The sequence below is a fragment of the Halomonas sp. H33-56 genome, from assembly GCF_040147035.1.
Taxonomy (GTDB): Bacteria; Pseudomonadota; Gammaproteobacteria; order Pseudomonadales; family Halomonadaceae; genus Halomonas; species Halomonas litopenaei.
Map to the genome: position 1 here is coordinate 1,931,132 of NZ_JAMSHP010000001.1, position 18,731 is coordinate 1,949,862.

At 62.0% G+C, this 18,731-nt stretch carries 21 protein-coding genes; 7 read left to right on the forward strand and 14 right to left on the reverse strand.

Annotated features, from left to right (window positions below):
- Window positions 1-80: 80 nt before the first annotated feature.
- The 8 genes from NFH98_RS08355 to NFH98_RS08390 form a co-directional block, all read right to left on the reverse strand.
- Window positions 81-1,367 carry a GNVR domain-containing protein gene (locus NFH98_RS08355; protein WP_348815887.1) on the reverse strand — a complete coding sequence of 429 codons (1,287 nt, stop codon included), beginning with the start codon at window positions 1,365-1,367 and terminating at the stop codon, window positions 81-83.
- Window positions 1,364-1,573, reverse strand: coding sequence for a hypothetical protein (locus tag NFH98_RS08360; protein ID WP_253028577.1), 210 nt, complete (start codon window positions 1,571-1,573; stop codon window positions 1,364-1,366). The genes NFH98_RS08355 and NFH98_RS08360 overlap by 4 nt, the downstream gene beginning before the upstream one ends.
- Before the next feature lie 825 nt (window positions 1,574-2,398).
- Entirely contained in the window at window positions 2,399-3,688 is a 1,290-nt protein-coding gene (locus NFH98_RS08365; RefSeq protein ID WP_349622506.1) for a GNVR domain-containing protein, read from the reverse strand.
- Entirely contained in the window at window positions 3,685-3,927 is a 243-nt protein-coding gene (locus NFH98_RS08370; protein WP_349622507.1) for a hypothetical protein, read from the reverse strand. Before NFH98_RS08370 ends, NFH98_RS08365 begins: the two co-directional genes overlap by 4 nt.
- Before the next feature lie 441 nt (window positions 3,928-4,368).
- Window positions 4,369-5,307 (reverse strand): homocysteine S-methyltransferase family protein, encoded by a 939-nt coding sequence (locus NFH98_RS08375; protein ID WP_349622508.1) that lies wholly within the window; start codon window positions 5,305-5,307, stop codon window positions 4,369-4,371.
- A gap of 189 nt (window positions 5,308-5,496) precedes the next feature.
- Window positions 5,497-7,140 carry a chaperonin GroEL gene (gene groL, locus NFH98_RS08380; RefSeq protein WP_045994578.1) on the reverse strand — a complete coding sequence of 548 codons (1,644 nt, stop codon included), beginning with the start codon at window positions 7,138-7,140 and terminating at the stop codon, window positions 5,497-5,499.
- Window positions 7,141-7,209: 69 nt separating this feature from the next.
- Complete coding sequence (locus tag NFH98_RS08385) at window positions 7,210-7,503, reverse strand: co-chaperone GroES (protein WP_045994577.1); 294 nt, start codon at window positions 7,501-7,503, stop codon at window positions 7,210-7,212.
- A gap of 505 nt (window positions 7,504-8,008) precedes the next feature.
- A complete protein-coding gene (locus NFH98_RS08390; protein WP_108132773.1) occupies window positions 8,009-8,554 on the reverse strand; it encodes an FxsA family protein in 546 nt (181 codons plus the stop codon).
- Between the two features lie 441 nt (window positions 8,555-8,995).
- On the opposite strand from NFH98_RS08390, the gene NFH98_RS08395 reads away from it, so the two are divergent.
- Window positions 8,996-9,757 (forward strand): SDR family NAD(P)-dependent oxidoreductase, encoded by a 762-nt coding sequence (locus NFH98_RS08395; RefSeq protein WP_045994575.1) that lies wholly within the window; start codon window positions 8,996-8,998, stop codon window positions 9,755-9,757.
- Window positions 9,758-9,799: 42 nt separating this feature from the next.
- Complete coding sequence (locus NFH98_RS08400) at window positions 9,800-10,882, forward strand: Rpn family recombination-promoting nuclease/putative transposase (RefSeq protein ID WP_349622509.1); 1,083 nt, start codon at window positions 9,800-9,802, stop codon at window positions 10,880-10,882.
- Window positions 10,883-11,002: 120 nt separating this feature from the next.
- Here NFH98_RS08400 and NFH98_RS08405 read toward each other — a convergent pair whose 3' ends face one another.
- The gene (locus tag NFH98_RS08405) at window positions 11,003-11,362 is read right to left on the reverse strand and encodes a ComEA family DNA-binding protein (RefSeq protein WP_308812428.1); all 360 of its coding nucleotides are present in this window, start codon (window positions 11,360-11,362) and stop codon (window positions 11,003-11,005) included.
- A 317-nt stretch (window positions 11,363-11,679) separates the two neighbouring features.
- Between NFH98_RS08405 and pyrF the strand changes: the two genes are divergently transcribed.
- Window positions 11,680-12,381, forward strand: coding sequence for an orotidine-5'-phosphate decarboxylase (gene pyrF, locus NFH98_RS08410; protein ID WP_349622510.1), 702 nt, complete (start codon window positions 11,680-11,682; stop codon window positions 12,379-12,381).
- 3 nt (window positions 12,382-12,384) lie between these two features.
- Here the strand turns inward: pyrF and lapB are convergent, their stop codons facing one another.
- From lapB to NFH98_RS08425, 3 genes are read right to left on the reverse strand one after another with little or no spacing between them, the layout of a single operon-like run.
- On the reverse strand, window positions 12,385-13,563 hold the full coding sequence (gene lapB / locus NFH98_RS08415) for a lipopolysaccharide assembly protein LapB (protein ID WP_348827962.1): 1,179 nt from the start codon (window positions 13,561-13,563) through the stop codon (window positions 12,385-12,387).
- The gene (locus NFH98_RS08420) at window positions 13,564-13,869 is read right to left on the reverse strand and encodes a LapA family protein (RefSeq protein ID WP_045994572.1); all 306 of its coding nucleotides are present in this window, start codon (window positions 13,867-13,869) and stop codon (window positions 13,564-13,566) included.
- A 54-nt stretch (window positions 13,870-13,923) separates the two neighbouring features.
- Complete coding sequence (locus NFH98_RS08425) at window positions 13,924-14,220, reverse strand: integration host factor subunit beta (RefSeq protein ID WP_045994571.1); 297 nt, start codon at window positions 14,218-14,220, stop codon at window positions 13,924-13,926.
- A 238-nt stretch (window positions 14,221-14,458) separates the two neighbouring features.
- Between NFH98_RS08425 and NFH98_RS08430 the strand changes: the two genes are divergently transcribed.
- Together NFH98_RS08430 and NFH98_RS08435 are read left to right on the forward strand one after the other, a co-directional pair.
- Entirely contained in the window at window positions 14,459-14,761 is a 303-nt protein-coding gene (locus NFH98_RS08430) for an FAD assembly factor SdhE (RefSeq protein WP_045994570.1), read from the forward strand.
- 28 nt (window positions 14,762-14,789) lie between these two features.
- Window positions 14,790-15,338, forward strand: coding sequence for a hypothetical protein (locus tag NFH98_RS08435; protein WP_349622511.1), 549 nt, complete (start codon window positions 14,790-14,792; stop codon window positions 15,336-15,338).
- On the opposite strand, the gene dinB is transcribed toward NFH98_RS08435, so the two are convergent.
- On the reverse strand, window positions 15,324-16,382 hold the full coding sequence (gene dinB, locus NFH98_RS08440; RefSeq protein WP_108132778.1) for a DNA polymerase IV: 1,059 nt from the start codon (window positions 16,380-16,382) through the stop codon (window positions 15,324-15,326). The two genes, NFH98_RS08435 and dinB, sit on opposite strands and share 15 nt — an antisense overlap.
- Before the next feature lie 40 nt (window positions 16,383-16,422).
- Window positions 16,423-17,088 carry a transcriptional repressor LexA gene (gene lexA, locus NFH98_RS08445; protein ID WP_108132779.1) on the reverse strand — a complete coding sequence of 222 codons (666 nt, stop codon included), beginning with the start codon at window positions 17,086-17,088 and terminating at the stop codon, window positions 16,423-16,425.
- 309 nt (window positions 17,089-17,397) lie between these two features.
- On the opposite strand from lexA, the gene NFH98_RS08450 reads away from it, so the two are divergent.
- Entirely contained in the window at window positions 17,398-18,078 is a 681-nt protein-coding gene (locus NFH98_RS08450; protein ID WP_045994566.1) for a TetR/AcrR family transcriptional regulator, read from the forward strand.
- 21 nt (window positions 18,079-18,099) lie between these two features.
- Window positions 18,100-18,618: a L,D-transpeptidase family protein gene (locus NFH98_RS08455; protein ID WP_349622512.1), complete on the forward strand. Its 519-nt coding sequence runs from the start codon at window positions 18,100-18,102 to the stop codon at window positions 18,616-18,618.
- Window positions 18,619-18,731 lie beyond the last annotated feature (113 nt).

Sequence of the window (18,731 nt, forward strand, 5' to 3'; positions counted from 1 at the left end):
AAAACGAGCGACACCATACCGCCACTTTCGCCCAAAGCGAAGGGGCCGCGATGGCGGCCCCTGAGACGGTGGTGGAAAGATCAGGCTGTCTGTGAACGATACCGCCTGAGGCTGCGGCTGAACGCCACCAGCATCACCAGCATCACGCCGAGCATACCCCCGAGGATCACGGCGAGCGCCATCACCAGGGCCTTGCCGGGGCCCTCGGGCTGCATTGGGCGATAGGCCACATTGACCACCTCGACGACGTGGATGTCGTCGGCGGTGATGCGGTTGGCCCTCAGCAGAGTGTTTTCCTGGCGTAGCTGGTTGTAGGCGTCAATGAACGCCGAGTCGCTCTCGCGAGACTTGAAAGCCTCGATACGTCGCTGGTGCTGCAACTGTTCGAGCTGCTTTTCGATCTGACGGATGGCCGGCGAGGAGATGGGCTGGTCGAGCCCCTGCTTCAATACCTCGCGCTCGGCCGCCAGGGCTTCGGTACCCAGGAAGTACAGTGGTAGATCATTGCCGATGCTGACGTTGTCGTAGACGATACGGGCGGCGTCATCGGCGTCTCCCAGCGATAGTGGGGACGTCGGCTTGGTGATGCCAAGCATGCCGGCGATCTCTTCTGCTACTTCCAGGGTGCGAATGCGCTCTTCGCGGGAAGCGCGCTCCGCGGCGCGTTCGGCGGCAAGCTGATCCTGGAGCTCGAGCCGGCGAATCGAGTGCTCCTCGCTCATCCGCGTGACGGTCGCGTCAAGCTCGGCGTCGTAGGCCTCCAGGTGGGCTTCCATGTCTGCCTCATTGCGTGAAATGGCGCTGGCCAGGCTACGATCGACGCGCGCGAGCAGGTCTTCGGTGTACTGCCGCTGCGACCACTGGAAGTACTGGTTCAGCAATGCAGCGCCGTCGATATCTTCACGATAGGAGAAGCTAACCTCCCCGGGGCTACCGGAGGCGAGGTCGCCAGGCGCGACCTTCAGCTCTCGGAACTGCGTGCGAAGCACCGTGCCTTCGAGTTCCGGAGCGCTATCCTGCATCAGCATGTCGGCGTAGTCGGGGTGCTGGTCGAGGAAGCCGCGGAAGCGCTCGTAACTCCCCAGGCGGATCTCCAGTTCGGAAACGGCCTGCTGGGGAGTGATGGCAATCCCCGGAATGCGGTTGATCACATTGAGACCATCACTGGTCTCGGTGTAGGCGAGCGAAGAATGGTATGACGGTGTGGATGCCACCAGATAGAGCGTCGCCAGTGCGAGGCAGGTTGCCATGCTGACGGCGATCCAGCGCCATCCGTTGATCAGCATGATGGCAATGTCTCGCAGGTCAATCTCGTCAGAGGAAGGATGCTCAGGTTGATCGACGGCTTGGTGGTTGAAAGAGTTCATGCGTGAGGATTCCAGACAGCAAGCCTCGCCGTCAGAGCGAGCAGGTGAACGAGCAGGACAGACACTTCCGCAAGAAGAAAATGAGAGGTATCGACCAGGTCCAGATACAGCAGGAAGATGGGCGCAAGTGCCGCGGCGAGCATGATGGCCGCCGAGATATAGCGTCGTTCGCTGAACGCCAGAGCGCCCGGAAGCAGCAGCATCATGGGGGATGCCACCAGGTGTTTAAGTGTTGACATGGCGTTTATCAGCCCTGCGTGAGCCAAGGGATAGTGCTTATATGCACTTTATATTGCGGTTGAAAGTAGCAGGGAGAATGTAAGTATGTAAGTCTATGTTAACTTGAAATGCGCATATGGACTGGTCGGCTTATTAAAAATATAGCGTTTATATGCTGATATGAGTTTGATAGATTTTTTATGTGCCAATTCGGTTGATTACCGAGGTGCTCTGTAAAACATGACCAACCAAGTTCTGACAACGCGAATGCCACTGAGGCAGCGTGGTTTCCAGAGTGCGTTAGGCATATTGTTCCCACTTGATGCCAGCTTGACGTTCGCAGGCGCTATGCAGGATAAGCCATGATGCCCAGGTTGGCGCGCACCTATTCAGGGAACCAAGGGTAGTGGGTCAAGCCGGGGTGATGTCCAGCACGGTCAATGGTGCAAGGAGTGATCCGTTGTTCCCTTTGGCTCCTGAATTCAACCAATGAGCGTGACAGGCAAGGTGGGTAGGGACGAGGCGCTTCCCCGAGTCAGGCCATGATCTGACTCGGGGCTAGGCGCTGTCCGAAAAGTCGACGAGCGAAGGTTAGACAAGGCAAAAATCGGTGAGAAAGCGCAGTTTACCGGGTGTAAATGAGCATTTTGACCGGGCTGGCGCACCAGCCGATTTTTAACGCCGTATTACCGAGCGCAGGCACTTTTCAGACAAGCCCTAGTGCTGGAGGACGTATTACGGGATGGCGTGGGAGAGCCAGCGGATCGTGGCTAGGGGTGCAGCGCTGGCGCTGCCAGGTCGGGTTGGCAAGATCAAGCCCGCTGGGCCCTGTAGCGCTTGAGGCTTCGGCTGAACGATACACACATCACCAGCATGACGCCCAGCATGCCCCCCAGTATCACGGCAAGTGCCAGCACCAGGGCCTTGCCCGGGCCTTCCGGACGGTTAGGACGATAGGCCAGGTTGACCACCTCGATGATGTCGATATCGTCGGCGGTGACGCGGTTGGCGCGCAGCAGGGTATTTTCCTGGCTCAACTGATTGTAGGCGTCGACAAACGACGAGTCGTCGGATCGTTGCTGCAACGCTTCGATTTGGCGCTGATGCCGCAATTGCGCGAGCTCTTTCTCGATTTCGCGGATGGCAGGCGTGCTGGCTTCCTGCTCCAGGCTTTGCTCGACGACCTCTTTTTCTGCGGCCAGTGCCTGGGTGCCCATGAAGTAGAGCGGCAGGCTTGTCGCGTTGCCGCTGTCACCGCGGCTAACTTGGGTTTGTCCGTTTTCGCCGAACGCCGGCGGTGAGGTGGGCTGGGTGATGCCGAGCCTCTGTGCGATGGCCTCTGCCTGGGTCAGAGTGCGAATGCGCTCTTGGCGAGACTTGCGCTCGGCATTCTTTTCGGCCTGAAGCTGGTCATCGAGTTCGGCTAACTGAACGTCATGTTGCTCTTGCAGCCGTGTGATCTCGACGTTCACGCTGTCCCGGTAGGCTTCCAGATGTGCCTGCATCTCTTCACTATTGCGTGCCAGCGCCGTTTCCAGTGAGTGTTCGGCGCGCTGCGCCAGAACCTGGGCATATTGCCTCTCCGTCCATGCCAGATAGTCATTGAGTAGAGCAGCCCCCTGCAGCGACTCTGGATACACAAGGCTCAACTGGTGCGGGCCTGTCCCGTCTTTGCCGGGACGCGTGATCGTTAGCTTGTCGAAGTAGTGAAGGCGCAGATGCTCATCCAGGGTCACGTCCTGTTCGTCGGCCTCCGACTGGGCGATGGACTGCCATTCGGGATGGTCGTCGATGAAGTCGCGCAGGTTGCCGAAGCTACCGAGCTTAAGTTCCAGTTCTGTCTGAGTGGAGGCCGCTGAGTAGTCGATGTCGGGCATCTCGTTGAGAAGACGCAGTCCTTCCGACGAGGGCGTGTAACTGGTGGACGCAGGGTAGCTTTGCGGGGCTATGGTGACAAACACCAGGGCCAGCACCACGGCGGTGGCCACGCTGCCAAGGATCCACTTCCAGCCGTCAAGCAACATCAGGGCGATGTCGCGCAGGTCTATCTCATCATCGCGCCGATAGGAAAGCGCGGGAAGTTGGCTGTCGTGATCGGTCATCGCTGCGGCCTGTACAGTGCCAGATGTATGCTGTGGACCAGGCCATGGGTAACAAGATTGGAAGACTCCGCCAGGCGGGCGACGACCAGGCTCATCAGCCCCAGTGCTGATGCGACCAGCGGTGACAGCCAGGCAAGGAAGACGATGGCGGCACGCCGGGAACGCCCACCTAACAGAGTAAAGCCCCCGGGAAGCAGCAAGGCGATGGGGCCGAGAAGTAGTAGCCGAGAGGGTGACATCGGAGAGTCCTGATCGAGCGTTGAGGAATTGGCGGTCGATGAGTCATCGGTGTGCCACAGGGGCAACCTTCAAGGACGGAAAACCACGGGCTATCTGCTGGGCGAACAGCCTAGCGACGTGGAGGCGGCGTGACGCTGCCGTGGATCAGGAAGGGGAAAAGTACAGGTCGCCACGCTGCGTCGTCCTGTCGAAGATCAAGGACGTCGCAGCCGTGGTCTGGGCTCTTGGGTGTCGTGCCGCTGACAGGGCGGAGCGAAGGGGAAGCGCGGCAGAACTCGTTGCTAGGCGCTGTCCGAAAAGTCGACGAGCGAAGGTTAGACAAGGCAAAAATCGGTGAGAAAGCGCAGTTTACGGGGTGTAAATGAGCATTTTGACCGGGCTGGCGCACCAGCCGATTTTTAACGCCGTATTACCGAGCGCAGGCACTTTTCAGACAAGCCCTAGTGATGGGCGGCCTGTTTCCAGGCATCTAGTGTTTCGATATGAGCCGGATGGATGCCGCAGCATCCGCCGATCAGGCTTGCTCCCAGGGAGTGCCAGCGCTTGGCGTAGTCCAGGTAGCCTGCCGGGGTCAGCTCCCGGTCTGCCGTCAAGGTGGTGTTGGCCCGGTGAGCATCGCCGATCGGCGAGAAGCTGTTGGCGTAGGCGCCCAGCGGGCGCGATAGCTTGAGTCGTTGCATGGCGTCGCCGGCGTCGACCAGGGCCTGCGCCATGACCTCCGGAATCGAGCAGTTGAACAGGATGGCGTCGGCGCCGCCCTGACATAGCTGTTGGGTCGCCTCGGCAACGGACTCTCCGGAGCGCAGGCGTGCGATGTCGGACACCTCGTCCTGCAGGGTGAGGGCGTACCAGCGAGGCTTCTCGGAAGCCGCCAGAACCTCCTGCATGACCGAGATCTCGGCAAGACTCGACAGCGTCTCGGCGAGCCACAGATCCACGTGTGGGTCCTGCGCATGATACAGGGCGGTGGTGATCTCCCTGGCGCGGCAGGGGTCGAACAGATCGGGACGATAGCTGCCCAGGGCAGGAGGCAGGCAGCCCGCGACGCTAAGCGAGGCTTCTGGGGCATTTGCCTGCGGTGGTGGCTGGACGGATTCTTCCTGCCAGCGGCTTGCCGCTTGCGTTGCCAATCGTGCTGCAAGAGAAGCGAGTGCCGGCCCCTCTTCTCGATAGCGCCGCTCGCCAAGATGGAACGGCACGCAGGCGTAGCTGTTGGCAGTAATCACTTGGGCGCCGGCCCGAATAAAGTTGAGGTGGGCCTCGATGACCCGGTCGGGAGCTTCGATCAGCGCCTGGGCGCTCCACAAGGGCTGTGAGAAGGGGGCGCCGATGCGCTTGAGCTCGCGCCCCATGCCGCCGTCCAGTAGCGTCAAATCCATGATGTTGCCTGCAAGTTGATCCAGCCGATAGTGAATCATGTCCCGGGGGCGGGAATAAATTGAAAAGTCCTCAACCTCTGGATGAGGCGGCTCGATGAATGGTGAAGAACAAAAAAGCCCTGCCATAAGGCAGGGCTTTGTGCGCTTGGGGTGCGCGGGTCGGGCAGCCGGAGCTGCCCGGGGCAGGCGTTACATCATGCCGCCCATGCCGCCCATTCCACCCATGCCGCCCATGTCCGGAGCAGCGTCCTTCTCGTCCGGATCGTCGGCGATCATGGCTTCGGTGGTGATCAGCAGGCCAGCAACGGAGCCAGCGGACTGCAGCGCGCTGCGAGTCACCTTGGCCGGGTCCAGCACACCCATCTCGAACAGGTCGCCGTACTCGCCGGTCTGGGCGTTGTAGCCGAAGTTGCCTTCACCGTCCTTGATGCGGTTGACGATGACGGAGGCTTCCTGGCCGGCGTTGGTGACGATCTGACGCAGCGGTGCTTCCATGGCGCGCAGGGCGATGGCGATACCGTGGGTCTGGTCTTCGTTGTCACCCTTGAGACCAGCGATCTTGGTCAGGATGCGGATCAGGGCAGTACCACCGCCAGGCACGACACCTTCTTCGACCGCGGCGCGGGTAGAGTGCAGGGCGTCCTCGACGCGGGCCTTCTTCTCCTTCATCTCGACTTCGGTAGCGGCACCGACGCGGATGACGGCAACACCGCCGGCCAGCTTGGCGACACGCTCCTGGAGCTTCTCGCGATCGTAGTCGGAGGAAGTCTCTTCGATCTGGGCGCGGATCTGGTTGACGCGTGCTTCGATGTCACCATCGTTGCCGGCACCATCGATGATGGTGGTGTTTTCCTTGGACATGGTCACGCGCTTGGCGGTGCCCAGGTGGTCCAGGGTGGCCTGCTCGAGGTTCAGACCCACTTCCTCGGAGATCACGGTGCCGTTGGTCAGGATCGCGATGTCCTGCAGCATGGCCTTGCGGCGATCACCGAAGCCAGGCGCCTTGGCGGCGGCGACCTTGACGATGCCACGCATGGTGTTGACCACCAGGGTAGCCAGCGCTTCGCCTTCGATGTCTTCGGCGATGATCACCAGCGGCTTGCCAGCCTTGGCGACGGCTTCCAGGGTCGGCAGCAGTTCGCGGATGTTGGAGATCTTCTTGTCCACCAGCAGGATGAACGGATCTTCCAGTTCCACCGCCATGGTGTCCTGGTTGGTGACGAAGTACGGGCTCAGGTAGCCGCGGTCGAACTGCATGCCCTCGACCACGTCCAGCTCGTCTTCGAAGCCACGGCCTTCATCGACAGTGATGACGCCTTCCTTGCCGACCTTCTCCATCGCCTCGGCGATGATCTCGCCGATACGCGAGTCGCCGTTGGCGGAGATGGTGCCGACCTGGGCGATGGCCTTGGAGTCGGTGCAGGGCACGGACAGAGCCTGGATTTCCTTGACCGCAGCGATGACGGCCTGGTCGATGCCGCGCTTGAGGTCCATCGGGTTCATGCCGGCGGTCACGCCCTTCAGGCCTTCGGCGACGATGGCCTGGGCCAGCACGGTAGCGGTGGTGGTACCGTCACCGGCGACGTCGGAGGTCTTGGAAGCCACTTCCTTGACCATCTGCGCGCCCATGTTTTCGAACCGGTCCTTCAGTTCGATTTCCTTGGCGACGCTGACGCCGTCCTTGGTCACGGTCGGCGCGCCGAAGGACTTCTCCAGCACCACGTTGCGACCTTTCGGGCCCAGGGTAGCCTTGACGGCATTGGCCAGGACATCGACACCACGCGCCATGCGCTTGCGGGCATCATCAGAGAACTTGACTTGTTTCGCTGCCATTTTCTGTACTTCCTTAGAATCTAAGCGTCAAAAGTGAACGTTGAAACGAGTGAGTCTGCGGGGCAGGGCTTAGCCCTCGACGACCGCCAGGATGTCGGACTCGCTCATGATCAGGACTTCCTCGCCGTCGATCTTCTGCTTTTCGACGCCGAAGCCATCCTTGAAGATCACGGTGTCGCCGACCTTGACGTCCAGAGGACGCACGTCGCCGCTCTCGAGAATCCGGCCGTTACCGACGGCGAGAACTTCGCCACGAGTCGGTTTTTCCTGGGCGTTGCCCGGAAGCACGATGCCGCCTGCGGTCTTCTGCTCTTCCTCAACGCGACGGATGACGACGCGATCGTGCAAGGGACGGATGTTCATTGCTCACGTTCTCCTGATGGTTTTGCAAGGCCGGGGCATCCACCCCGGCGGTTCATTGTTCACTCTCGTCGTGACGCCCTGCGACTCGGCGAGAGCTGGAGGTCATTGCCGGGCTGCCGATGAAGTGGCAGGCCCTTGTCGGCCCTCCTGTCAATGGCGGGGGAGCGTACTCCCTCACCGAAGCTTGGTGCTGCTCTGGTAAGTGGGGCTGGAGTGGGGGCTTTCAAGGGCTTGGATGAAAATTTTTTTGTCTTCTTGCATCCAAGGCTGACGGGGCCCATGAAACGGCATCGGCACCCCGAAGGGTGCCGATGCGAGGGACAAGACGATGATGCGGCAAGGGTGGGTCCACCGCGCAAGCCTCAGGCTCAGTCCGAAAAGTCGACGAGCGAAGGTTAGACAAGGCAAAAATCGGTGAGAAAGCGCAGTTTACGTGGTGTAAATGAGCATTTTGATCCGATTTTTAACGCCGTATTACCGAGCGCAGACACTTTTCAGACAAGCCCTAGCGGCGTCGCTCATCCTTGCTGATAAATTCGCCCTCCAGCGGTTCTTCATCGCCGGCCGAACTTTCGCGCCAGCTGGTGTCATCCCGGCGGCGGCCGGAAGCCTCGTCCCATCCATCGGCATTGGCCTTCGGGCCCGCAAAGCCCCCTTCCTCGGTACCGCCGAAATGGGTGCCGCCCATCTGGAAGCCCTTCATGCGCACCCCGACCTTGGCCAGCGCCTTGCCCAGCAGGCGGCGAGCGTTGGGAATCAGGCACATGAAGCCGAGTGCGTCAGACAGAAAACCCGGCGCCATCAGCAGGGCGCCACCGAAGATCAGCGCGGCACCGGTCATCAGCTCCGAGGAGGGGATCTCGCCGCGTGACATCCGCTCCTGGGCGCGTGCGAAGGTGGCCACACCTTCGCGACGGATCAGGTGCAGACCGATGAAGCCGGTGGCCAGCACCAGCGCCAGGGTGGAAAGCAGACCGATTTCGCTACCCACCGAAAAGAGTACAGCGAAGTCGAGCAGGGCGAAGATGGTGAAGATAAGAAGAAAGGGCATGTCAGCTCCGCGTTGTGATCTCCGTTCAAGATGGGGGTGGCCTCCTCGGAGTTCAAGCGTTGCTGTGGCTTTTGCTGACTGCGCCTTTGTTTTGCTGGCGGCGGCTTTCATTTGCTGGCAGCGCCTTGCCGACTCTGGCGCGGCCACTCGCGCAGTCGTGCTTACGGTTTCAGCCGCTCGGCGTGGCAAAGATCTTCTTTTTTTGCCCGTTTCGGTCGCAGGGGGTTGCGCAGGCTTGCGCTAGACCAAGGAAGAGTGGCGGGGGTTTTGAAAGGTTGTCATGATGCGGTGCACCAATGGTTAGTGGGCTCATATGTGGTGCTTTGGTGTATCACGCGGCCGCTTTGCCTGGCGGCAGGTGCGGCCTGTCACGCCTTGGCGCCTTACCAAAAAACCATCTGAAAACGCGCGTGTATGACGCGTCTTGCAAGGGGAAACCGTATGCAACTCAACGATGCCCTGATCGCCATCACCGGCGGAGCCCGTGGACTCGGCCTGGCCATGGCGCACCATCTGGGACGCCGTGGAGCGCGGGTCGCGCTCATCGATACCGACAACGACCAGCTGGACCAGGCCGTCAATGGTCTGTTCGATGCCGGCATCACCGCCAGAGCCTTCGTGGCTAACGTGGCAGACGAGGCCTCTGTCACTGAAGCCTTTGCGGACATTCGCGAGCACATGGGGCCGCTCGACGGTCTGGTCAACAACGCCGGTATCCTGCGTGACGGCCTGCTGGTCAAGGCGCGCGACGGCAAGGTCGAAAAGACGCTGGGACTGGACGAGTGGCAGGCGGTCATCGATGTCAATCTGACCGGTGTATTCCTGTGCGGGCGTGCCGCCGCCACGGCCATGATCGAGGATGATCGTCGGGGTGTCATCGTCAATATCTCGAGCATCTCGCGCGCTGGCAACATGGGCCAGAGCAACTATGCCGCGGCCAAGGCCGGCGTTGCCGCTCTGACCGTCACCTGGGGCAAGGAGCTGGCCCGTCATGGTATTCGCGTGGGCGCGGTGGCACCTGGCTTCATCGAGACCGAGATGACCGCCTCCATGCGTGACGACATGCTCGAAAAACTGACCGCAGGCGTGCCCCTGCGCCGCCTTGGCGCCCCTGCCGACATCGCCGAGAGCGTTGCCTTCATCTTTGACAACGACTACTTCACCGCCCGTGTCATGGAGGTGGACGGGGGGCTGCGGCTCTAGGTCTAGCCAAGGGAAGAGGCCGGCCGCCTGGCCGGGCACGCCATGAAAAACCAGCATGATCGAAGCTACAAGCTGCTATTCAGCGAGCCGAGGGTGATCCGAGACCTGCTGACCGGCTTTATCGGTGAAGACTGGATCGAGAAGCTGGACCTCGACTCGCTGGAGCGGGTCAGTGGCAGCTTCGTCACTGATGACCTGCGTGATCGCGAAAACGATGTCATCTGGCGCGCGCGCTTCGGTGATGAGTGGTGCTACGTGTACCTGTTGCTGGAATTTCAGAGCACGGTGGATCGTTTCATGGCGCTTCGCACCATGACGTACGTCGGGTTGCTCTACCAAGATCTGGTCAAGCAGAAACAGCTGACTCGGTCGGGCAAGCTACCGCCGGTGTTGCCTATCGTGCTCTATAATGGAGAGCGTCGCTGGAGCGCGCCTGTCAACGTTCGGGATCTCATTCAGGCAGGGCCTGGCAGCCTGGCGCAATACCGACCGGATCTGTCCTTTCTGCTATTGGATGAAGGTGCCCTCGTTGCCGACCAGCAGTTCTCCAGCGAAGCGCGTAATGTGGTGTCGGCCATCTTCCAGCTGGAGCATCACCGGAGTCCCGCAGATGCGGTTGAGCTGATCGGGTTGCTGGTGAAATGGTTGCAGACACCAGAGCAGGCAGATTTGCGTCGACACTTCGTCATCTGGATCAAGCGAGTACTATTGCCAAACTGGGTGTCAAATGAGGAACAGGGCGGATGGCAGGCCCTGAATGAATTGAGCGAGGTGCACAATATGCTGGCAGAAAGAGCTAAGCGGTGGCCTGAGCAGTGGAAGCAGCAGGGGCTGGCGGAGGGCCGTCGGGAAGGTCGCGAGGAAGGTCGCGAGGAAGGTCGCGAGGAAGGTCGCGAGGAAGGTCGCGAGGAAGGGCGCGAGGAAGGGCGCGAGGAAGGTCGTCAGGAAGGGCGTCAGGAAGGGCGTCAGGAAGGGCGTCAGGAAGGGCGCGAAGAAGGCAAGCTAGAGGTAGCCCGCAATATGATTCAGCAGACTTCGCTGGATGATCAGACGATCGCGCAAGTGGCCGAGATTTCGATAGAACTGGTCAGCGAACTGCGAGAGCAAATCGAGCGCTCCAGCTGATGGTCTATCATGGCTTGTTGGTTGCTAACAGAAATCCCGTTGCCTGAAGTGTTGATTATTCCTCACCCCCACAAGCCCTCCGCAGCACTGCGCGGCGGAGGGCTTGGGTGCAGCCGGTGTCTAGCGCAGGCTGATTTCATCCTTGAGCCGAGCGACGGTGGCGTCACCGATGCCCTTTACTCGAGTCAGGTCCTCGATGGTGGTGAAGGGGCCATTGGCCTGGCGGTCTTCGACGATGGCCTGAGCCTTGCCTGGGCCGATGCCGGGGAGTTCCGCCAGCAACTCGACGCTGGCCTCGTTGATGTTGATCGGCTCGATACTCAGCTGCTCTTCGGCCATGACTGGCTGTGCCAGCAACATCCAGGTCAGTGCCAGTAGTGCGATAGTCCATAACCTGGACCGCTTGCTTGCGGAAAGGGTGCTCGAGTTGTCGTTCATCGATGGATGGCGAACAGCCTGTTGTGCGTTGTGGGTCTGCATCGGACATCTCCTTGGTGTTGAAAGTCGTCTTCATGACGTAGGGGGCTTGCCCCTTCGAGTCCGTTCGACGTGATGCCGTTGGGTCTCGACTTTCACCTTAGGCGCCGAGCGACGAATCCAGTTATAAGAAATTACTTATAAAAATATCAGTGGAATTAGATATTCAGATGAGGCCATAGGGCCGCGCGGAAGTCGCTTGGGCTGATATACTGCGGCGTTTTGGCGCTCCGGGTCCTGTGTCTCGCGACCGGGCCGGCTTGGCTCACGTCATGCAGGCCGCAGGTGCGCCCTTCGATTCCACTGTGCCGGAGGCCTCCGTGACTACCTCATCGCCCTTGATCATCGCACTCGATTATCCCTCCATGGACGCCGCGCTGTGCATGGCGGACCGACTGGACCCCGAGCGCTGTCGTCTCAAGGTTGGCAAGGAGCTGTTCACCCGCAGCGGCCCCAATGTGCTCGAAGCGCTGCATGGCCGGGGTTTCGAGGTCTTTCTCGACCTCAAGTTTCACGATATTCCCAATACCGTGGCGGCTGCCGTTCAGGCGGCGGCAGAGCAAGGCGTGTGGATGGTCAATGTTCATGCCAGCGGCGGCGCCCGCATGATGGAAGCGGCGCGCGAACGGCTCGATAGAGAGGGCCTTGCGACCCGCCTGATCGCGGTGACGGTGCTGACCAGCATGACCGCCGAGGAACTTGCAGCTACTAATGTTTCGGTAGCCCTGGACGAGCAGGTGGAGCACCTGGCGCGACTGGCCAAGGCCAGCGGGATGGATGGTGTGGTGTGCTCGGCGCAGGAGTCGGCGCGTCTCAAGGCAGCCTGTGGCGAAGACTTCCTCAAGGTCACCCCGGGTATTCGCCCGAGCTTTGCCCAGGCCGGCGATCAGCGCCGAATCATGACCCCGCGCGAGGCCATGGACGCCGGTAGCACGCACCTGGTGGTAGGAAGACCTGTCACTCAGGCAGAAGACCCTATGGCCGCACTCGAGGCGATCGAGAAGGAGCTAGAGGCCAAGTGACCGCTACTCTCCCTCTATACCGGTGATGGGTTTGGTGGTGCCCCAATTCCTGCATCTGGGGCACTGCCAGTGCAGGTGTTCACCTGAGAAGCCGCAGCGCCGGCAGCGGTGGCGGGGGAGCGCTTTGATCAGCGGCTGGGTGTGCTGGCGCAGCAGGTCGAAACGGGGATCGCCTTCGCTTGCCTCGCTACGCTGGTACAGCCCCATCAGGTAGTCCACCCCACCAAGGCTCGGCTCCTTCCTGAGCTGTTCGGTGATCAGCGCTATCGCCTCCTCATCACTCCCTCGCACCTGGCGCAGCGTCTGCGCCAACAGCAGCATTACGCTGGTGCAGGGATTCAGCTCCAGCAGCCGGTGCAGGTGCGCGATCAGTCCCTCTGCGTCGTCAAGAAGCTGATAGGTGCGTTCCAGCGGCTCAAGCAGCGTCGGGATAAAGTCGGCGTCCTGCTGGGGAATGCGATCCAGATGCTTGAGCGCCTGCCGGTACTGGCCGGTGTCGTGGCACAACTCGGCCTGGATCATGTTGGCGCGGATGCAGCGTTCGTCGATGGAAAGCGCCTGCTTCAGGTGCTTTCTGGCGATGCCGTGGCTATTGGATGCTCGCGCCTCTGCGGCCAGTTCGCAGTGCCAGTGGGCAGCGGCCCGACGCAGGTCATCATGGCGTCGGGTCAACTGGGGAACGGCCTCGTCGATCGCCTGCTGCCATTCACCCTCGCGCTCGAACAGGTCCACCAGCAGCCGCTTGGCATGGTGGCGTACTTCGGCGTGGGTTTCTTCCTTGACCAGCCCCTTCAGCAGCCGTTCGGCGCGATCGTGCAGACCCAGCTGCAGAAAGTCCCGGGACAGCTCGAGCTGAACCCAGGCTCCCTGGTGACCGTCCAGGAAAGGACGGGCGAGCAGGTTCTGGTGAATCTTGACGGCGCGGTCGGCCTCACCGCGAGAGCGAAACAGGTTCCCCAGGGTGACGTGAGTCTCGATGGTATCGCTGTTGACCTCCAGCGCAGAGATGAAGGTCTCGATGGCCCGGTCCTGCTGATCGTTGAGCAGGTAGTTCAGACCGACAAAGTAGTCGCGGTGAAGACTTGGGGCGGGGCGTTCTTGCTGTCGACTCTCCCGCCGGCCGAGCGCCCAGCCAATGGCGAGGGCGACGACCAGCAGGCCCAGCAGCAGAAGATCGGGCATTCAGGGAAGTTCCTTCATCTCCTGCACGCGAAGACGATCGAGTTCCTTGCGCTGCTGCTGGTTATGGCGTTGGGCGCGAGTCAGCAGGGCGCGCAGCCGAATGTAGACGCCGCTCATCGCCAGCATGCCAAGCAGCACACCGACAGCCAGGGAGGCCAGCAGCCACACCGACAGGGAGGCCTCGGGCAATTCGAACCAGATGAGGTTCAGCGGCAGGGCCTGTTGGTTGTTGGTCGCGAACAGGATACCGATGACCAGTACCGCCAGCAGAATGATGGCCATGATCAGGCCTTTTAGCCAACGCATGTGTGACTTCCCATAGTGAGACAAAGAGAACGGAGAGAGCGGTTGTCAGCAAACTCAGTAGCCCAGCGCACGGCTGGCGTCGACTTGTTCGCGCAACTCCTTTCCGGGCTTGAAGTGTGGCACGAACTTGCCTTCCAGCTCCACCGCTTCACCTGTCTTGGGGTTGCGGCCGACCCGGGGCTCCCGATAGTGCAGAGAGAAACTGCCAAAACCCCGTATCTCGACCCGCCCACCATCGGCGAGGGTATCGGTGATGTCATCCAGAATGAGGCGCACCGCGGCCTCGACGTCCTTGATCGACAGCTCCGGCTGCCGCATGGAGATCTGCTCTATCAGTTCGGACTTTGTCATCGGTTGTCTCCGTGAGTCCCACCTGGGTGTTGAGCGCTGGCCAAGCCAGTGGCGAAGGCCGTATCCGTCACAGCCTCTTGTTTTTAGATAGCATACTTTTCAAGTCTTGAGAAAACAACGCACTACATTCGTGGCAATGATCTTGCGCCGGGTCACCTTCGGGATACGCCGGCGGCTGCCTGGCGGATCGTGCTGCGGTATACTGAGGCCACACATTCCATCCCTGACGAGGTTCCCCTTGGATCAACCGTCTTCCGTGGCCTCCCGCCTCGAGGCCGAGCGCAAGCGACTGCACTGGCACTCCCGCCGTGGCATGTGGGAGCTGGACCTCTTGCTGCTGCCGTTTCTCGAGCATTGCTACGATGAACTCGACGAGGCCGATCAGGCCGCCTATCGCCAGCTGATCACCGAAGAGGACCAGGACCTGTTCATGTGGTTGATGCGTCGCGAGTGGCCGGAAGAGCCCAGCCGTCGCCGTATCGTGCAGATGATCGTGGACTATGCCGAGACCAGCGGTCACGGTCACAATCGGGGCCTCTGAGCAGCAGCATCTCTTCCAGGGGGCGCTGGTGGCGACCATCGCGCTGGTCGTCGCCGGCGCCACTCCCTCGCCGGTGGGGGCGCTACTCACCGCAGCTCTCTGCAGCAGACTGATTCACGCCCACCGCCATCCGCTTCAGGGTCAGCTAAGGTGCCTGGTCGAGAGTGAGCCAGCAGCGACAGCTGGGGCAACGCTGGGCGCCGTGGATGACGAGCAAACCGAAGAGGTGGGCCTTTCCGTATGGCAGCGTCGGCAGCGACGCCTTCTGCGCGCCCTGAGTCAGGCGCTTATGCGCTGGTGGGGCAAGCCCAAGGCCCCGGTACCTGGGCGTTGGCAGTGGTGTCCGTTGGCGTCATCTGCGGGCAAATCCGTGAGGCTTTATTCGGATGACGCTGACTGGCGCGAGATCGAGCTGACCTGCGAAAGCGTCGGCGCCAGGCTGATCTCCCTGCGTTGGCAGGGGCACACCCACTGGCTGTGGCCCGATTCGATGACACCCGAGGAACACCGTGTGCTGAGACGTTACCTGCTTGGCATGCCTGTGGCGTTGGGTTCTCAGACGTCAAAACGGCAATGACAGCTGTTGCCTGGCTTCCTGTGGCACCAGGCGCACGCCGACGCCGAGCAGGCGCACCGGGCGGTGGGCGCGTTGCCAGGCCTGGTCGAGCAGTTGGCGGTAGCTGGCGAGATCCGGCTCCAGGCCCTTCGACTCCAGGGTGGTGGTGGTGAAGTCGTCAAAGCGCACCTTGACGAACACGCCGGCCAGGGGCGGGCGACCATTGCGGTCGATGCGCGCCTTCAACTTCTCGCAGAGGGTGACCAGCGCCTGCTGGGCCGCGGCCAGATCCGGCAGGTCCCGGCCGTAGGTGCTTTCGACGCTGATCGACTTGCGTTCGCGCTCCACCTTGACCGGGCGCTCGTCGATGCCGCGGGCGAGTTCATAGAGGCGTCGCCCGAATTTGCCGAACTCGTCCAGCAGCTTGTCGATGGGCTGTTCGCGCAGCTCCTCACAGGTGGTGATGCCCAGCGCGTCCAGGCGGGCGCCGGTGGCGGGCCCCACGCCGTGAAGCTTGCGCACCGGCAGGGCCAGTACGAAGCTTTCTACCTGGTCGGGTGGTATCACCGTCAGCCCATCCGGCTTGTCCCAGTCGCTGGCGATCTTGGCCAGGAACTTGGACGGTGCCGCCCCCACCGACACCGTGATGCCGGTGCGCGCCAGACACTCCTCCTTCAGCCAGCGGGCCATCCAGGTGGCGCTGCCCTTGAATCCCTCGACATCGCTGACGTCCAGATAGGCCTCGTCCAGCGACAGCGGTTCGACCAGTGGTGTCAGCTCATGGAAGATCGCCTGAATTTGCCTCGACACCTCGCGGTACTTGTCGAAGTCAGGCGGAACCAGCGTTAGTTCCGGGCACAGGCGCAGCGCGCGGGCGGTCGGCATCGCCGAATGGATGCCGAACTTGCGCGCCGGATAGTTGCAGGTGGTGATGACGCCGCGGCCCTCGCGCGCGCCACCCACCGCCAGCGGAATGTCCCGCAGGGCGGGATTGTCGCGCATCTCGACCGCGGCGTAGAAGCAGTCGCAGTCGGCATGCAGAATCTTGCGTACGGGTGCTGGCATGGGCGGGCAGGCGCTGGCACGACGTCGGTGAAAACGGCGACTAGCCCAGGGCCTGGCCGTTGCCGCCGCGAATGACCCCAACCCCGACACCCTCGATATCCAGGCTGTCACGACGCAGGTCCAGGGTGATGGGCGCGAAGTCGGGGTTTTCGGCTTCCAGCGTGACCTGATGGCCGTCACGCTGGAAGCGCTTGACCGTCACCTCATCTTCCAGGCGTGCTACCACGATCTGGCCGTTGCGGATGCGCTCGGTGCGATGCACCGCCAGCAGGTCACCCTCCAGGATGCCGACGTCTTTCATCGACAGCCCGCGCACGCGTAGAAGATAGTCTGCGCGCGGGGTGAAGTAGTCCGGCGGCAGCGGGCAGTAGCGGTCGATGTGCTCGGCGGCGAGGATCGGGCTGCCGGCGGCGACCTCGCCGATGATCGGCAGGCCCTGCGAGGGGCTGGCTTCCTGGGGCGACTCGTTGGCGGCGCCGGAGTCGGCCTCCTGGGCCGGCAGGCGGATGCCGCGAGAGGTGCCGCGAATCACGCGAATCGCGCCCTTGCGCTCGAGCGCCCGCAGGTGTTCTTCGGCAGCATTGGGGGAGCGAAAGCCCAGGGCGCGTGAAATCTCCGCGCGGGTGGGCGGGTACCCCAGCTCGTTCATGGTCTTGACGATAAAGTCATAGACGTTTTGCTGGCGAGGGGTCAGGGGACGTGTCATGCGGCCTCCCACGGGCGGCGATGGAACAGGGTGGCTTGGCGGCGGCTTGCTGCCGGCGCTTGCCAGTGCTGGGGGCGTCAATGCTCGCCCTTGGTGAAGTGTACAGTATGGATGTACATCCAGTAAAACCGCGAAAGGCCAGGAATAGTGTGCCAGGGCACTGGTGTAGTGGGCCGCCGCCTGATGCATTCGTTTGAAACAGGGTGGAGCCAGGGTTGATTGTGCGAGAAGGGCGGCTCCCTTACACTCAAGCCAGTATTCAAACAATTGTTTCCAACTGCCCTTGACAAGACTGGACGGAGCCCGCGAATGGCCCAGACCGATACCGTGACGCGCATCCTGGACACCGCAGAGGTGCTTTTCGCCGAACGCGGCTTCGCGGAAACGTCGCTGCGCAACATTACCGGCAAGGCCAAGGTCAACCTGGCCGCCGTCAACTACCACTTCGGCTCCAAGAAGGCCCTGATCCAGGCGGTGTTCTCCCGCTACCTGGATCCCTTCTCCGATCGCTTTCATGCCGCTATCGACGAACTCGAGCGTGGTTACGGTGATCGCGTGATTCCGCTGGAGGTGCTGCTAGAGACCATGGCCCGCACCGTGCTCGAGGTACCGGCCGAGCGGCACAGCCTCAAGGTGTTCATGCGCCTGCTGGGGCTGGCCTACAGTCAGGCCCAGGGACATCTGCGTCGCTATATCCAGGACCAGTACGGCACCGTGTTCACCCGTTTCGTGGCGCTGGTGCGCAAGGCCACGCCGGAGCTGCCGGACTCCGAGCGCTTCTGGCGTCTGCACTTTGCGCTGGGCACCGTGATCTTTACCCTGTCTGGGCTCGATGCCCTGCGCGACATCGCCGAGAAGGACTACGACGAGCACGTCTCGGTACGCGACCTGGTGCGCCGCATGATGCCGGTGGTGGTGTCGGCGCTGAAGGCGCCACTGCCGGAGCCGGCGCCGACGATGCCACCGGCGACGCGCGAGCCAACTGCATAAGCCGAGAAGGGAGTCAGGGTCATGCGAACCCCGCAACTGGCAGTGCTTCCCCCCACCGACGGTGTGTGGGTGGAGGTCGACACCGCCCGTCAGCAGCTGACGCTGTGGCGGGGCGAAGCCCCTTCCTGGCAATGCCTGGTGTCCACCGGTGCTGCCGGTACCGGCCAGCAAGAGGGCAGCGGCCAGACCCCGCTGGGCTGGCACCAGATCCGTGCCGCCATCGGTGACGGGCAGCCCGTGGGCTGCGTCTTTCGTGGCCGTCGGCCCACCGGCGAGGTTTTCAGCGAGGCGCTAGGCCAGGCCCAGCCAGAGCGCGACTGGATCCTGACCCGGATCCTCTGGCTCAGCGGACTGGAGTCGGGCTTCAATCGTGGCGGCGACGTCGATTCCCAGCGCCGCTATATCTATTTTCACGGCACCCCGCCGGACAAGCCCATGGGGGTGGCCGACTCCCATGGCTGTATTCGTCTGCGTGACGACGACCTGTTGCGGCTTTTCGATGAAGCGACGCCCGGCACGCCGGTGTGGCTGCACGACTGATCACGTCTACTGATCAAGCGAGTGCAGGCGTCAATAAAGGCCTCACTGAGCGAAGTCCTCGTCGGCTCAGGCTTCGTCGAGCCTGGGCTCCTCAGGTCAGGATTCGACATGCC